The sequence below is a fragment of the Streptomyces sp. NPDC058646 genome (assembly GCF_042716875.1).
Lineage (GTDB): Bacteria > Actinomycetota > Actinomycetes > Streptomycetales > Streptomycetaceae > Streptomyces.
In genome coordinates this window covers 45,249-60,117 of sequence record NZ_JBHXRK010000004.1, presented here as the reverse complement: position 1 = coordinate 60,117, position 14,869 = coordinate 45,249, and the positions used below count along the sequence as shown (strand labels likewise).

Below are 14,869 nucleotides of genomic sequence, written 5' to 3'. Positions count from 1 at the left end.
GGGCCCCGCGGGCGCGCCGGTTCAGCCCCCGGTGACCCGGCGCGGCAGCCCCAGCGGGTTGGCCTCGCGCAGCTCCGCCGGAAGGAGCGCGTCCGGCACCGACTGGTAGGCCACCGGGCGCAGCCAGCGCTCGATCGCCGTGCCGCCGACCGAGGTGGAGTGCGAGGTGGCCGCCGGGTACGGCCCGCCGTGGTGCTGGGCCGGGGCCACGGCGACCCCGGTCGGCCAGCCGTTGACCACGATCCGCCCGGCCAGCCCCGTGACCTGGCCGATCAGCTCGGCGGCCGGGCCCGGCGCGCCCCCGGTCTCGGCGGCGGACAGCTGGAGGGTGGCGCTCAGGTTCCCCTGCAGCAGGCCGAGGACCGCGGCGGCCTCGCCCTGGTCCGCGTACCGCACGACGACGGTGACGGGGCCGAAGCACTCCTCCAGCAGCAGGCCGTGCGCCCCGCCGCCGAGGAGGCTGCGGGCCGCCACGGTCAGGTAGCCGGCGCGCACCGTGTGCTCCCCGCCGCATCCCGGGGTGACGGGTGCGGTGACGCCGGGCAGGGCGGCCCGCTCGCGCACGCCGGAGACGAAGCCCTCCCGCATCCGGTGGTCGAGGAGCACCCCGGGCCCGGTCTCCCCGAGGGCCTTGGTGAGGGCGTCCGCGAGCCGGTCGCCGTCCGTGCCCTCGGGGACCAGGACCAGGCCCGGCTTGACGCAGAACTGGCCGACGCCGAGGGTGACCGCGCCCGCGAGCCCGGCGCCGATCTCCTCGGCGCGTTCGGCGGCCGCGGCGGGGGTGACCACGACGGGGTTGAGCGAGCCCAGCTCGCCGTGGAAAGGGATGGGGACGGGCCGCGCGGCGGCCGCGTCGAACAGGGCCCGCCCGCCCCGGACGGAGCCGGTGAACCCGGCGGCGGCCACCAGCGGGTGACGGACCAGCTCCAGGCCGGCGTCGAAACCGTGGACCACGGCGACCACCTCGGCCGGGAGCCCCGTGGCGATGGCCGCGCGGCGCAGCAGGGAGGCGCACAGCTCCGAGGTGGCCGGGTGGTCCGGGTGCACCTTGACGACCACCGGGCAGCCCGCGGCCAGCGCGCTGGCGGTGTCCCCGCCGGGGACGGAGAAGGCGAGCGGGAAGTTCGAGGCGGCGTACACCGCGACCACGCCCAGCGGCACCTTGTAGCGGCGCAGGTCCGGGCGCGGCGGGCTGAGGGAGGGGTCGGCGCGGTCGATCCGGACGTCGAGGTAGGACCCCTCCTCCACGGCGTCGGCGAAGCTGCGCAGCTGGCCGGTGGTACGGGCTAGCTCGCCGGTGAGCCGGCCCGGACCGAGTGCGGTCTCCGCGTCGGCGGCCTCGACGACGTGGGCGGCGGCCTCGTCGAGCAGCGCGGCGGCGGCCCGCAGGAAGGCCGCGCGGGCGGGGGCGGCGGCCAGTGCGGTCCGGGCGGCGTGGGCCGCGCGGACGGCTCCGTCCACCTCCTGGGGTGTGGCCTCCGCCGCAACCTGCTCGCGCTGCTTCCCGGTGCGGGGGTCCACACTCCAGACTGGTGTCGCCGTCATGGCCCGTCGCCTCCTGGATCGTTCAGTATTCTGAACGCTGTTCCGGTGGATGAATGATCACATCTGCTGCGGACTCTATTTCCGCGTCCCGCGCGTGACAAGAGGCGAGCAGAGGAGAGCAGGGGTATGACGACGACCGAGCCGGCGGGCCCGATCGCGGCAGCGCCGGTCAAATCGGCGGTGCGCACGGTCCTGTTGCTGGAGCACTTCGCGGCGCACCCGGGACTGCACAGCCTGGCCGACATCCAGAGCGACCTCTCCCTGCCCAAGTCCAGCCTGTACATGCTGCTGCGGACGCTGGTGGGCCTGGGATGGGTGGAGACGGACGCCACGGGCACGCGGTACGGCATCGGCGTACGGGCCCTGCTGGTGGGGAGTTCGTACATCGACGGCGACGAGGTGGTCGCCGCGGCCCGGCCCACCCTGGACCGGCTCTCCGACGACACGACCGAGACCATCCACCTGGCCAGGATGGACGGGACCAGTGTGGTCTACCTCGCCACCCGGCAGTCCCAGCACTACCTGCGGCCCTTCACCCGGGTCGGCCGGAGGCTCCCCGTGCACTCGACCGCGCTCGGCAAGGCGCTGCTCGCCACGCACACGGACGAGGAGGTGCGGCGGCTGCTGCCGCGGCGGCTGGAGGCGGTCACCGAGCACACCGTCACGGACCGGGAGCAGCTCATCGAGGAGCTGGCGCTGGTGCGGGAGCAGGGGTACGCGCTGGACCGGGAGGAGAACACCCTGGGGCTGCGCTGCTTCGGGGTGGCGGTGCCGTACCGGACGCCGGCGCGGGACGCGGTGAGCTGCTCGGTGCCCGTCGCCCGGCTGACGCCGGGGCACGAACAGGTCATCAAGGCCGCTCTGTTCGAGGCGCGGGACCGGCTGTCGGTGGTGACGCGGCGCATGTGAGGCGGGCGGGAGCGGACCGTCGTGTGTGCCCCGGTGGACGGAGGTGTTCCTCCCCCGGGCGGGGGAGGCGGATCCCCTTGGAGGGGGAGGTGGCGGGGCGGCGGACGCGGGATCGTTGATCCATGACCACACGAGAGGTTCACCCGACGTACGGGCTCGGACGCGCGGAGCCCGGGCCGCCCGGGTCCTGGCCGTCCGAGCCCGGGCCGCCTGACTTCCGCGCGTCCGAGCCCGGGCCGGCTGCGTCCCGGGCGGCCTCGCCTGGGACCGGGCGGGCGCGGCTGGTCCTGGGGGCGCTGGCCGTGGCCGCGACCGTGCCCTACCTGCTGCTCAAGACCGCCTGGGTGGCCGGGAGCCATGTGGGGATACCGGCCGGCAGTGTCCTGCGCGATCCCGGTCCGGTCCTCGTGACCGCCAATGCCGTCACCCTGGCCATGGACGCGTCCGTGATCCTGCTCGTGCTGGTGCTCACCCGGCCCTGGGGCATACGGGTGCCGGCCTGGCTGCTGACGGTCCCCGCCTTCGTGGCCACGGGGCTGCTGACCCCGATCCTCTTCGGGTTCTGCGGCCAGCTGCTCACGCGTGCGCTGGGCTTCGGTGCCGCGACGGGCGGGGGGAGCGGGCAGGAGGCCTTCCTGGACCCCTGGGTCCCCGACGTCGTCTATGCCGGGTTCACCGTCCAAGGTCTTGCCCTGGCAGGTCTGTTCGTGCCCTACGCCCGGGAGCGCTGGGGCCGGCTGTGGCAGGGCGTGCCGGGGGCGCGGCTGCCGTCGTCCACGGGGGTGATGGCGGCAGCCGCCGCGGCGGTGGGCGCGGCCGTGGGCGGGGCGCACTTCTACTGGGCCTTCGGGGGCACGGCCGGCCTGGGCGGGGAGCGGGCGGCTTCGTGGTCCGCCGAGGCGAGCGTGGGTTCCGCGGTGCACGGCCTGTGCACCGTGGTCGCCGGGGTGGTGGCGGTGCTGCTGGCCCGTGGGGGGAGGAGAGGAGCCTGGTGGCCGCCGGCCGTCGCCTGGACCAGCTCGGCCGCGGCGGCGTGCTGGGGCCTGTGGATGCTGATCGCCTCCGCCGGCCAGGACTTCGGGCCGGCCGAACAGGACACGTTGGTCATGTACCTGCCCTACGCTGGCCAGATGATCACGGGATTGCTCTCCGCCGCCGTCCTGACCCGCTTCCTGATATCCCGCCGTCCGGCGTGAGGCGGGACGTGTGAGCGGCTGGTGGGGGGCGAAGGGCCGGGCCGGGGGCCCGCGTCCGTGGGCGGGACGGGTGCTCGGGCCGCGGGCCCGGCTGCGGTGGGCGCACCAGATACTCGGCGGGGCCCTGCTGATGCCGTACTTCCTGCTCGCCCAGGTGGGGGTCGGCATGGCGGCCGGCGGGGGCAACGCGTTCACCTCCCTGCCGATGTCGCTCGCCGCCTACGCGGCGGCCCTGCCACTGGCCGCGGTCACCGCCGTCTTCGGACCGGTCAGGCCCTTGTCGGTGACTGCGGTGCGGGCCCTGTGCGACGTGCCGGGGGAAGGGCTCGCGGAGGGCCCCGCCCGGTCCTGGGCGGCGCGGGGGCGGACCTCGGCCTGGTGGACCCTGCACCTGGGGGTCGGTGCGGTGGTCAGCGGGATGACGCTCGCGGTGCCGCCGATGGCCGTGGCGCTGATCGGGCTGCCCTTCGTCGGCGGGTGGCGGGAGATCATGCTGGAGGCGGGGTGGCTGGGCGGGGGGACCGATCCGTACGCCGCGCCCCTGCTCGGACTCGCCCTGCTGGCCGGGCTCGCGGGCGCCGCGGCCGCGGCCGGGGCGCTGCTGGCCCGGCTGGCGCCCGTACTGCTGGGCCCGGCCGCGGCAGACCGGCTGGCCGCGGCCGAGGAACGGGCCGCCGACCTGGCGGTGCGCAACCGGCTGGCCAGGGAGCTGCACGACTCGGTGGGGCACGCCCTGAGCGCCGTCACCCTCCAGGCGGTCGCCGCCCGGCGGGTGCTGGACCGGGACCCCGCGTTCGTCCGGGAGGCGCTGGCCGCGATCGAGGACACCACGCGGCGGACGGTGGGCGAGCTGGACGCCGTACTGGGCCTGCTGCGGGACGGGGATCCGGCCCGGCCGGACACCGCGCCGGCGCCGACGCTGGCCGCCGACCTCCACGGGCTGCTGGCCCGTACCCGGGCGACGGGCACCACCGTCACCGCCCGGCAGGACCCCGGACCCGCCGGGGACTGGTCCTGGCTCCCGGCGATCACCTCCCGCGAGGCGTACCGGATCGTCCAGGAGGGCCTCACCAACGCCCTGCGGCACGGCACGGCACCCGTGGAACTGAGGATCTCCGTACGGGGAGGTAAGGCCGCAGGGCACCATGACGCCGGCGGGCGTGACGCCGGTGGAGATCGTGACGGACGTCAGGACCGTGACGGCCGGGAAGACCGTAGAGACCGTGAACTGGAGGTCGTCATGACCAATCCCCAGGCCCGGCCCGGGAGCCGGGAGGCCCGCACCACCGGGGGCCGCGGGCTGCGCGGGGCGGCGGAGCGGGCCGCGCTGCTCGGCGGCAGCGTCGAAGCGGGCCCGTACGGGGGCGGCTGGCGGCTGCGGGCCGTCCTTCCGCTCGCCGGGGGCGACCGGTGACCCCGGCGGCTCCGGAGCCCCGGCCGCCGCTGCGCATCGTGCTCTGCGACGACGAGCGGATGGTCCGTACCGCCCTGCGCGTCATCCTCGAGGCCGAACCCGACCTGGAGGTCGTGGGCGAGGCGGCCACCGGGGCCGCGGCCGTGCCGCTGGTCCGGTCGCTGGCCCCCGACGTGGTGCTGATGGACGTCCGTATGCCGGAGATCGACGGCATACGGGCCACCGAGCAGATCCTCGCCACCATGGCCGACCCGCCCCGCATCGTCGTCGTCACCACCTTCGAGAACGACGACTACGTCTACGACGCACTGCGGGCCGGAGCCTCGGGCTTCCTCCTGAAGCGGGCCGACCCCGACGAGCTGACCGGTGCGGTCCGGCTCGTCGCCCGGGGCGACTCGCTGCTCTTCCCGGCCGCCGTCCGCGGCCTGGCGTCGGCCCGGGCGCCGGGCGGCCGGTCCGCCGCCGCGCCGTGGGTGGCCCGGCTCACGGACCGCGAGGCGCAGGTGCTGCGCCTGATGGCCGCCGGTCTGTCCAACCAGGAGGTGGGCGGGACCCTCGGGGTGGGCGCGCAGACGGTCAAGACGCACGTCGCGTCGGTGCTCGCCAAGACCGGCGCCCGGGACCGTACCCAGGCGGTCATCGCCGCGTACGAGGGGGGCTTCATGATGAAGAAAGGCTGAGAACCCCGCCACAAACGGGGCAGAGCGGAACGGCCGGGGCCGCTGAAGCGTCCTTCCGGGGGATGAACAAGACGATCAGGCGTGCGTCGGTCTTCTGTCTGCTTCTGGTGCTGGCCCTGCTGGTCCGTGTCACCTGGGTGCAGGCATACCAAGGCCAGGCCCTCGCAGACGACAAGCACAACCGGCGGAATCTCATCGGGCAGTACGAGAACCCGCTGGGCAACATCATCGTGGGCGGGGAGGCGGTCACCGGTTCGACGAAAACGGGCGGCAAGGACTTCGGGTACAAGCGGACGTACACCGACGGTCCGCTGTACGCGCCGATCACGGGCTACAGCTCCCAGGCGTTCGGCACGAGCATGCTGGAAGGCGTCTACAAGAACGTCCTCAACGGCTCGGACAGCCGGCTGAAGACCGTGATGGACATGCTCACCAACAAGCGGGCCGATCCGGGTGACGTACTGACCACCATCGACCGGGACGTGCAGAAGGCCGGGTACGACGCGCTGCAGGGCAAGCAGGGCGCCGCCGTGGCCATCGACCCCGCGACGGGCGAGATCCTCGGCGTGGTCAACAACCCCTCCTTCGACCCGGGGAGCATCGCCGGGGCCAACGACGACAAGGCCTGGCAGGAACTCTCGGCCGACAAGGGCAAAGCCATGGAGAACGTGGCGCTGCGCAAGCCGCAGGCGCCCGGCTCCACCTTCAAGCTGGTCACGCTCGCCGCCGCGATCGAGAACGGCCTCGTGACCGACATCGACCGGCAGACCGGCATCCCGGCCCCGTACACGATTCCCGGTACCACGACCAAGCTGCCGAGCGAGGCCGGGGACGAGGCCTGCAACAACGTCTCCGCACGGACCGCCCTGAAGCTGTCCTGCAACAACGTCTTCGCCGAACTGGCGTACAAGCTCGGCCAGGACAAGATGCGCGCGACGGCCGAGAAGCTCGGGTTCAACGTGCAGATCGACACCCCGGTGCGCACCAACCCGCCGAGCAAGTACCCGTCCGAGAAGATGTCGGTCGACCAGGTCGCCCAGACGGGCATCGGCCAGTTCGACGTGCAGGCCACCCCGCTCCAGATGGCGATGGTGACGGCCGCGATCGAGAACGGTGGCAAGCTCGTCGCCCCGCACATGGTCTCGGAGGTCACCGACGCCAACGGCAACGTCCTGGAGAGCTTCAAGAACCCCAAGTCCCAGCAGGTCATGAGCGAGCGCACCGCCTCCATGATCCGGGACGCCATGAAGACGGTCGTCAGCGACGGCGGCGGCAAGCCGGCCCAGGTGGCGGGCGCCGAGGTGGGCGGCAAGACGGGCACCGCCCAGCGCGGCGTCAAGAACAGCCTCGCGCCGCTGGCCTGGTTCACCTCGTACGCGAAGCTGAACGGCAAGCAGATCGCCGTGGCCGTGGTCATCGAGAACTCGGACACCGACCGCTCGGAGATCGGTGGCGGCAGGCTGGCCGCCCCGATCGCCCAGAAGATGATGGCGGCGTGGCTGAAGAAGTAGCCGCGCGGGCCGCAGGGCGACGCGCCGGGAACCGCCAGGGGTCCCGGCGCGTTCCCATGTCCATGATCAGAGCCGCGCACACCGCCGACCTCGACGCCATCGCCGCCCTGCACACCCGGGCCCGCGCCACCTACTACCGGGGCCACATCCCCGAGCAGGCCTACGCGGGCGACGCCGAGATCCGGCGGACCCGTGAGGGGTGGTCCCGGGCCGTCGCCCGCACCGCCTCCGACGGCGGGGTGCTCTGCGCCGAGCGGGACGGCACCCTCACCGGGGTCGCCGCCTTCCGCACGAAGGACGGCGAGACCACGCTGACCCAGCTCCACGTCGACCCGGACCACTGGCGCCGCGGCACCGGCGCCGCCCTGCACGCGGCCTGCCTCGACGCCTGGCGCCGCGCCGGGATCCGCCGGGTCCGTCTGGAGGTCTACGAGAAGAATCTCCGCGCCCAGGCCTTCTACGCCGCCCACGGCTGGCGGCCCGACCCCGACGCCCCCGGGTCCGGCTCCCACCGCGTCCTCTGGCTCACGGTGGCGGAGGCGGACGCGGACGCGGAGGGGGAGGCGTCCGGGGAATGAGATGCGCCGCAGGGTAGTTGAAGCAGAAACTGTTTCGTTTCCCCCGGACCCGGAGAGAAGAAGGATCATGCGCGTCGAGATCTGGAGCGACATCGCCTGCCCGTGGTGCTACATCGGCAAGGCTCGTTTCACCAAGGGGCTGGCCGAGTTCGCGCACCGCGACGAGGTCGAGGTCGTCTTCCGGTCCTTCGAGCTCGACCCGAACGGCGCCAGGACCTCCCCGGTGCCCGTCGTGGAAATGCTCGCCAAGAAGTACGGCCGCACCCTGGAGGAGGCGCGCGACATGGAGGAACACGTGGCCCGCAGCGCCCGCGCCGAGGGGCTGGTCTACCGCACCGACGGGCGCGACCACGGGAACACCTTCGACATCCACCGCCTGCTGCACCTGGCCGCCGCGCGCGGCCGCCAGGAGGAGCTGCTCGACCTCGTCTACCGGGCCAACTTCGGCGAAGAGCGCTCCGTCTACGACCCCGAGGTGCTGATCGTGCTCGCCGTGGAGGCCGGGCTGGACGAGGCCGAGGCCCGCGCGGTGCTCGCCGACGGGTCCGCGTACGCCGCCGAGGTCCGGGCCGACGAGCGCGAGGCCGCCGAGCTGGGCGCCGGCGCCGTCCCGTTCTTCGTCCTCGACCGCCGCTACGGGATCTCGGGCGGGCAGCCCGCCGAGGTGTTCACCCGGGCCCTGGCGCAGGCGTGGGCCGGACGCGGACTCGCGCAGCCGGCGGCCGGGGCCGGGGCCTGCGAGCCCGACGGGGCGTGCGCCGTCCCCCAGGCCTGACTCCGCACCCGGGCGCTCCCGGGCCGTTCGCGGCCCCGGACCCCCCATTCATAAGGATGTCTTGGGTGGGTCACGAGAAACTCGGCCATGGACTTTGGGTCCGTCCTGGCGCAGAGTGGACGGCATGGATCTTTCGCTCCCCGAAGAGGCCCGTGCCGAGTTCACGCACTCCACCACCTACCTCAACACCGCCACGTGCGGGATCCTCCCCCGTTCCGCCGTCGCCGCCGTACGGGACATGGCCGAGCGGGCCGGGGCCGGACTCCCCGGCGGATTCGGTGACTTCGACCGGGTGAACCGGGTACGGGCGGCCTTCGCCCGCCTGGTCGGCGTCGACGCCGGACGGGTCGCCGTCGGCTCCGCCGTGGCCACCCATGTCGGCCTGATCGCGGCCTCCCTCCCGGCCGGCGCCGAAGTCCTGTGCGCCGAAGGGGACTTCGCCTCGGTGATCAACCCCTTCGTGGTGCGCGGCGACCTGAAGGTCCGCTTCGCACCGCTGGAGACCGTGGCCGAGGACGTCGGCCCGTCCACCGCCCTGGTCGCGCTCAGCGCCGTGCAGTCCGCCGACGGGCGCAGGGCGGACCTCGGCGCGGTGCGCGCCGCGACGGCCGCGCACGGCGCCCGCATGCTGGTGGACGCGACGCAGGCGGCGGGCTGGCTGCCCTTCGACGCCTCGCCCTACGCATACACGGTCACCGCCGGGTACAAGTGGCTGCTCGGCTCCCGCGGGGTCTCGTTCCTGACCGTCTCGGAGGAGGCCCAGGAGACCCTGACCCCGCTGCACGCGGGCTGGGTGGCCGCCGAGTCGATCTGGGACGCCAACTACGGCCCCGTCCAGCAACTGGCCCGCGGTGCACGCCGGTTCGACGAGGCCCCCGCCTTCCTCGCCTACCACGCGGCCGAACCCTCGCTGGCCCTGCTGGAGCGGATCGGCATCGGGGCCGTGCACGCCCACGACACCGCCCTCGCCGCCCGCTACCGGGAAGGCCTCGCCCGTCTGGGCCACGAGCCCGTGCCGGGCGACGCGCCCATCGTGTCGGTGCCGGGGCTGGCCGACCGGCAGCCCGCCCTGCTGGCGGCCGGGATCTCCACCGCCGCCCGGGCGGGCGGGCTGCGGGCCTCGTTCCACCTCTACACCACCGAGGCGGACGTCGACCGCCTCCTCGACGTCCTGTCGGGCTGAGGGGCTGAGGCCCGCCGGGACGGGGAGCGGGGACGGGATCGCCGTCCCGGCCGCCCCGCCCCGTCCCGGTCAGCGCAGGGTGTCCGCCCAGGCCGACTCCGCCGCGGCAACGGCGGCCTCCGCCGCACGCGCGGGCACCGCCAGCGCGACCGCCAGGGCCCGCAGGCTGTCCCGGACCACCCCGAGAGCGGCCGCCTGGCCGTAATGGTTGACCCGGAGCATCCGCTGGGCCGGCCCCCCGCCCCCCGCCGCCAGCGGCACGGCCGGGTCGGCCGCCAGGGCCTTGGCCGCCACCAGCGAGGCGTCGGCCACGCGCAGGGTGGTTGCCACCGGAGCGGCCTCTTGCACCCGGTCCACGTACGGGGCCAGTCCCAGCGCCGGCGCGCCCGCGCGGGTCGCCGCCGCGGCCGCCGCGTGGCGGGCCATGACCGCGGGCAGTCCCTCCGCCGCGATCCGGTCGAGGCAGGCCTCCAGTGCGAGCATCTCCAGCTGCGCCGGAGCGTGCAGCAGCGTCCTGCGGCCGCCGTCGATCCAGCGCTCCTTCCAGTCCAGCAGGGAGAGGTACGAACGGCGCGGCGCCGCCGGGTTCTCGGCGAACCGGGCCCACGCGCGGTCCGACACCGACACCGCGGACACGCCGGCGGGGCCGCCCATCGCCTTCTGGGCGCCGATCACGCACAGGTCCACGCCCCACGCGTCCGGGAGCAGCGGCTCGGCGGCCACCGACGCCACCGCGTCCAGCATGAAGAGCGCACCGTGCTCCCGTACGGCCTCACCGATCTCGGCGACCGGGTTGGTGTTGCCGGTCGCCGCCTCCGCGTGGACGAGCGACACGAAGTCGATCTCCGGGCGCTCGGCCAGGGCCCGGGCCACCTGACCGGCCGTCACCGCCGTGTCGAAGGGCACCTCCAGGTCCACCACCGTGGCGCCGCAGTCGCGCAGCCAGTTGCCGAAGGTGCTCCCGTAGGGGCCGGTGACCACGTTCAGGGCGGTCGAACCGGGCCGCGCGCCCGAGCGGATGCACCCCTCCAGCGGGAGCAGCGCCTCGCCCTGGGTGATCACCACGTCCTGCCGGGTGGACAGGAGGTCCGCGACCCCCCGTTCGATCGACGCGAAGCGTTCCGCCGTGAGCGGCGGGAGGTCCAGGAGGGGGTGGGTCACGGTGGTGCTCTCTTCGTCCGGGGCTACCCGCAGAGCGTACCGAGCACGCCCGTACAGTGCCGACATGGCCGATGCGAGCGATGTGAGCGACGGGAACGGCGTGGGCGGCGTGCTGCACGTGAAGGGACGGGTGCTGGTCGGGCCCGAGGAGGTCCGCGACGAGCTCTGGGTGGTCGGCGGGAAGGTCTCCTACGCGCGCCCGCCCACCGCCCGTGACGTCACCACGGTGAGCGGCTGGGTGCTGCCCGGCCTGGTCGACGCGCACTGCCACGTGGGACTGGACTCCCACGGCCCGGTCGACGCGGGGACCGCCGAGCGCCAGGCCCTCACCGACCGCGACGCGGGCACCCTCCTCATCCGCGACGCCGGTTCCCCCTCCGACACCCGCTGGATCGACGACCGCGAAGACCTCCCGAAGATCATCCGGGCGGGCCGGCACATCGCCCGCACCCGGCGCTACATCCGCAACTACGCCCACGAGATCGAGCCCGCCGACCTCGTCGCGTACGTCGCCCGCGAGGCGAGGCGCGGCGACGGCTGGGTGAAGCTGGTGGGGGACTGGATCGACCGGGAAGCCGGCGACCTGGCGGCCTGCTGGCCGCGCGCCGAGGTCGGGGAGGCGATCGCCGAGGCGCACCGGCTGGGCGCCCGCGTCACGGCCCACTGCTTCTCCGAGGACTCGCTGCGCGACCTGGTCGAAGCGGGCATCGACTGCGTGGAGCACGCCACCGGACTCACCGAGGAGACCATTCCGCTCTTCGCGGAGCGCGGGGTCGCCATCGTCCCGACCCTGGTCAACACCGCGACCTTTCCCGGGCTGGCGGCGTCGGGCGAGGGGAAGTTCCCGAAGTGGTCGGCGCACATGCGCCGGCTCCACGAGCGGCGGTACGACACCGTCCGGGCGGCCCACGACGCGGGCATCCAGGTGTTCGTCGGCACCGACGCGGGCGGCTCCCTGCCGCACGGCCTGGTCGCGGCGGAGGTCGCGGAGCTGGTGAAGGCCGGCATCCCGCCGCTGGACGCCCTGTCGGCGACCGCCTGGGCGGCCCGTACCTGGCTGGGCAGGCCCGGACTGACCGAGGGGGCCCCGGCGGACCTCGTGGTCTACGGGGCCGATCCGCGGGCCGACGTACGGGCGCTGGCGCAGCCGCTGCGGGTGGTCGTGAACGGCGTGGTCCGGGCCTGAGGTCCGCGGCCGTCCCCGTGTTGACGTCGCGTGACATCGGCGGCCCGCGGTCGTTGTGAACGCCGGTGCGGGCGCCACCTGTAGGCCGGACGTGTGAAGGGTGGGAACTCGCGTTCCTTCTGAGGCGTAGAGATTCGAATACCTGCGCGGAAACCACCCTTTGGGGTGAACTCACGCCAGGTCGCCTCTCGTTCACTCTCCGTGCGTAAGGATTCCGGGGTCGAGGCCGTCGGCGCGCGCAATGTCCCCCATTGGCGGCGCGACGGCACCCATCTCCCTGGGGGTTCCACCATCTTGAACAGCAACACCTTCCGCATGCCCGCGGCCGTCCTGCTCGCCACGGGAGCGGTGGCCCTGCTCACGGCTCCGCCCGCCATCGCGACAGGAGGCGGCGGCGCGGGGAGCGAGGGCAAGGCGGGCGCCGTCGTCCTGCGCACCGGACTGGACGTGGGCCTGCTCAACAAGACCGTGCACGTGCCGCTGAAGACCACCCTCAACGAGGTCAGCGCCCCGGCCACGGCCGGGAAGACGGCGCTGACCGTCACCCTGGACGGGGTCGAGGGAGGCGCGCCGGTCCGTGTCCTGAAGGCCGACGTGGCCACCTCGGAGGCGACCGCGGACAAGAACCGGGCGGAGGCGGAAGCCAACCTCGCCAAGGCCCGGGTGCACGTGCCGGGCCTGCCCGCCCTCTCCCTCATCGAGGTGGAGAAGGTCACCTCCAAGGCCGTCTGCGAGGCCGGGAAGAAGCCCGTCGCCAGCTCGAACGTCCTCGGGACGGTGACGGCCCTGGGCAAGAAGGTCACCCTGTCGGCGGGCGGCCCGACCAAGGTCGAGGTGCCCGGCATCGGTCTGGTCAGCCTGGAGCTCTCCGGTACGCAGACCACCTCCACCACGGCCGCGGCGGCCGCACTGCGCCTGAAGGTGTCCGTGAACCCGCTGAACCTGAACGTGGCGCAGGTGGACGGCGAGGTCGTGCTCGCCGAAGCGCACTGCGAGTCCCCGAAGGGCCCGGCCGCCACCCCGGACGCCAAGCCCGACGCCAAGCCCGACGTCAAGCCCCAGACGGTGACCGGTAGCGGGGCGGGGAGCGCCACCGGCGCCAACCTGGCCGAGACGGGCGGCGGTTCGCCGGCCCCGTACGTCGCGGGCGGGGCACTGGTCCTGCTCGGCGCCGGTGCGGCCGCGCTCGTCGTGACCCGCCGGGGCAGGGCCTCGTGACTGCGGCCCACGGTCCGGCGTACGGCCCACCCCACGGTCCGGCGTAGCCCTCGGCCCGCGGCCCCGGCCACCGCCCCGCGCGGTCAGCGCTCCGCGTGCGTCAGCCCCTGCCCGCCCGCACCGCGTGACATCACGGCCTCGGTGACCTGGCGGTCGATCCGGGCGTACTCGGCGCGCTTGGCCTCCGGGAGCGTGCTGTCGGAGGCCGAGCAGGAGGCGCAGACGACGCGGAAGGGCGGGCCCATGTCCGAGTACTGCGTGAGGTATTCGGCCTTCACCACCTCCCAGCGGCCCGGATGGGCCGCCGCCGGCGCGAAGGTGAAGCGGGGGACCGAGGACTGGTTGCCGCGCAGCTTGTCGGCCGGCGTGAAACTGGCGACCTGATCGCCCATGCCGAAGACCACCCAGGTGCCGTTGATCTTCTCGTAGAGCTGCGGCACGTGGTTGTGGGTGCCGATGATCAGGTCGATGTCGGCGAGTCCGTCGGCCCCGCGGGAGGCCGTCAGCGCCTGTGCCAGTTCACGCTGCTGCTGGTCGGGCGCTGTCTGCCACTCGGTTCCCCAGTGGATGCTGAGCACCACCACCTGCGCGCCGGCGGCCCGGGCGGCGCGGGCGTCGGCGATGATCCGGTCCCGGTCGATGAGGTTGACCGCCCACGGCTTGTCCGGCGGGAGCGGGATGCCGTTCGTGCCGTAGGTGTACGACAGCTGGGCGACCTCGGCGCCGCCCGCCGACATCCGGGCGGGGGCCTTGGCCTCCTCCGCGCTGCGGGCGGACCCGACGTGCGGGACGCCGACCCGGTCGAGGTGGTCCAGGGTGCGGGCGAGGCCGTCGTAGCCGTCGTCCAGGGTGTGGTTCGAGGCGGTGGAGCAGCTGTCGTACCCGGCGTCCTTCAGGGCGTCGGCCAGCTGGTGCGGGGCCTTGAAGGTGGGGTAGCCGGTGTAGGGGCCGCCGGGGCGCCCGTACGGTATCTCGTGGTGGCAGATGGCCAGGTCGGCCGCGGAGACCAGGGGTTTCACCCCCGCGAGTATCTTCCGGAAGTCGTGCTCCCCGGGCTTGTCCGCGTCCTGCGCGGACCGCGTGACGATCGAGGGGTACGGGATGATGTCGCCCGTCGCGACCAGCGTGAACGGCCGCCCTGCGGGGGCGGTCGCGCCCGGCTCCGCGGAACCGGCCTCCGGCTTCCCCCCGAGCCGCTGCTCCGCGGGGGGCGGGGCGCCGCGTTCGAGCAGCGTCGGGACGGCGTAGATCCCGCCGCCGACGAGCGCCAGCCCGGCCAGTGCCGCGCCCGCTCCGGTGGATGCCTTCATCGCCGACCCCCGTGTGATGTGCTCGTGCAGGAACGTCCCCTCGCCCCGGCTGGTCAGCCATCGTAGGCCCGCTCGCCGCCCCCCGCCCCCGCAACCGCCGGACGGGTGACACGGAGCCCCGCCGGACGGCAGCCGCCCGGAGGCCGGCCCCCTCGGCAGCCGCGGCCGGGGCGCGTGCCCCCCGCGGGGCCGGCGCGGGCGGG

The 14,869-nt window shown here is 74.4% G+C and carries 13 protein-coding genes; 10 read left to right on the top strand and 3 right to left on the bottom strand.

Going from position 1 to position 14,869, the window contains the following annotated elements; all coding sequences use genetic code 11:
- Nucleotides 1-21 precede the first annotated feature (21 nt).
- A complete protein-coding gene (locus tag ACFWUZ_RS06865) occupies nt 22-1,545 on the bottom strand; it encodes an aldehyde dehydrogenase (NADP(+)) (RefSeq protein WP_384368256.1) in 1,524 nt (507 codons plus the stop codon).
- A gap of 126 nt (nt 1,546-1,671) precedes the next feature.
- Between ACFWUZ_RS06865 and ACFWUZ_RS06860 the strand changes: the two genes are divergently transcribed.
- The 8 genes from ACFWUZ_RS06860 to ACFWUZ_RS06825 all read left to right on the top strand — a co-directional run bounded on the left by ACFWUZ_RS06860 (nt 1,672) and on the right by ACFWUZ_RS06825 (nt 9,791).
- Nucleotides 1,672-2,454 (top strand): IclR family transcriptional regulator, encoded by a 783-nt coding sequence (locus ACFWUZ_RS06860; RefSeq protein WP_384368253.1) that lies wholly within the window; start codon nt 1,672-1,674, stop codon nt 2,452-2,454.
- A gap of 122 nt (nt 2,455-2,576) precedes the next feature.
- Nucleotides 2,577-3,650, top strand: coding sequence for a hypothetical protein (locus ACFWUZ_RS06855; RefSeq protein WP_384368250.1), 1,074 nt, complete (start codon nt 2,577-2,579; stop codon nt 3,648-3,650).
- 10 nt (nt 3,651-3,660) lie between these two features.
- On the top strand, nt 3,661-5,064 hold the full coding sequence (locus ACFWUZ_RS06850; RefSeq protein WP_384368247.1) for a sensor histidine kinase: 1,404 nt from the start codon (nt 3,661-3,663) through the stop codon (nt 5,062-5,064).
- Nucleotides 5,065-5,123: 59 nt separating this feature from the next.
- Nucleotides 5,124-5,744, top strand: coding sequence for a response regulator (locus ACFWUZ_RS06845; protein ID WP_384368841.1), 621 nt, complete (start codon nt 5,124-5,126; stop codon nt 5,742-5,744).
- 62 nt (nt 5,745-5,806) lie between these two features.
- Nucleotides 5,807-7,255, top strand: a complete 1,449-nt coding sequence (locus ACFWUZ_RS06840; protein WP_384368244.1) for a peptidoglycan D,D-transpeptidase FtsI family protein — start codon at nt 5,807-5,809, stop codon at nt 7,253-7,255.
- A 56-nt stretch (nt 7,256-7,311) separates the two neighbouring features.
- Nucleotides 7,312-7,833, top strand: a complete 522-nt coding sequence (locus tag ACFWUZ_RS06835) for a GNAT family N-acetyltransferase (RefSeq protein ID WP_384368241.1) — start codon at nt 7,312-7,314, stop codon at nt 7,831-7,833.
- A 67-nt stretch (nt 7,834-7,900) separates the two neighbouring features.
- Nucleotides 7,901-8,608: a DsbA family oxidoreductase gene (locus ACFWUZ_RS06830; RefSeq protein WP_384368238.1), complete on the top strand. Its 708-nt coding sequence runs from the start codon at nt 7,901-7,903 to the stop codon at nt 8,606-8,608.
- A 124-nt stretch (nt 8,609-8,732) separates the two neighbouring features.
- Nucleotides 8,733-9,791, top strand: coding sequence for an aminotransferase class V-fold PLP-dependent enzyme (locus ACFWUZ_RS06825; protein ID WP_384368235.1), 1,059 nt, complete (start codon nt 8,733-8,735; stop codon nt 9,789-9,791).
- A 69-nt stretch (nt 9,792-9,860) separates the two neighbouring features.
- On the opposite strand, the gene ACFWUZ_RS06820 is transcribed toward ACFWUZ_RS06825, so the two are convergent.
- Nucleotides 9,861-10,952: a pyridoxal-phosphate-dependent aminotransferase family protein gene (locus ACFWUZ_RS06820; protein ID WP_384368232.1), complete on the bottom strand. Its 1,092-nt coding sequence runs from the start codon at nt 10,950-10,952 to the stop codon at nt 9,861-9,863.
- Nucleotides 10,953-11,016: 64 nt separating this feature from the next.
- On the opposite strand from ACFWUZ_RS06820, the gene ACFWUZ_RS06815 reads away from it, so the two are divergent.
- Together ACFWUZ_RS06815 and ACFWUZ_RS06810 are read left to right on the top strand one after the other, a co-directional pair.
- Nucleotides 11,017-12,138 (top strand): amidohydrolase family protein, encoded by a 1,122-nt coding sequence (locus ACFWUZ_RS06815; protein ID WP_384368229.1) that lies wholly within the window; start codon nt 11,017-11,019, stop codon nt 12,136-12,138.
- A 294-nt stretch (nt 12,139-12,432) separates the two neighbouring features.
- Nucleotides 12,433-13,356, top strand: coding sequence for an SCO1860 family LAETG-anchored protein (locus ACFWUZ_RS06810; protein ID WP_384368226.1), 924 nt, complete (start codon nt 12,433-12,435; stop codon nt 13,354-13,356).
- Nucleotides 13,357-13,439: 83 nt separating this feature from the next.
- Here the strand turns inward: ACFWUZ_RS06810 and ACFWUZ_RS06805 are convergent, their stop codons facing one another.
- Nucleotides 13,440-14,666 carry a CapA family protein gene (locus ACFWUZ_RS06805; protein WP_384368223.1) on the bottom strand — a complete coding sequence of 409 codons (1,227 nt, stop codon included), beginning with the start codon at nt 14,664-14,666 and terminating at the stop codon, nt 13,440-13,442.
- Between the last annotated feature and the right edge of the window lie 203 nt (nt 14,667-14,869).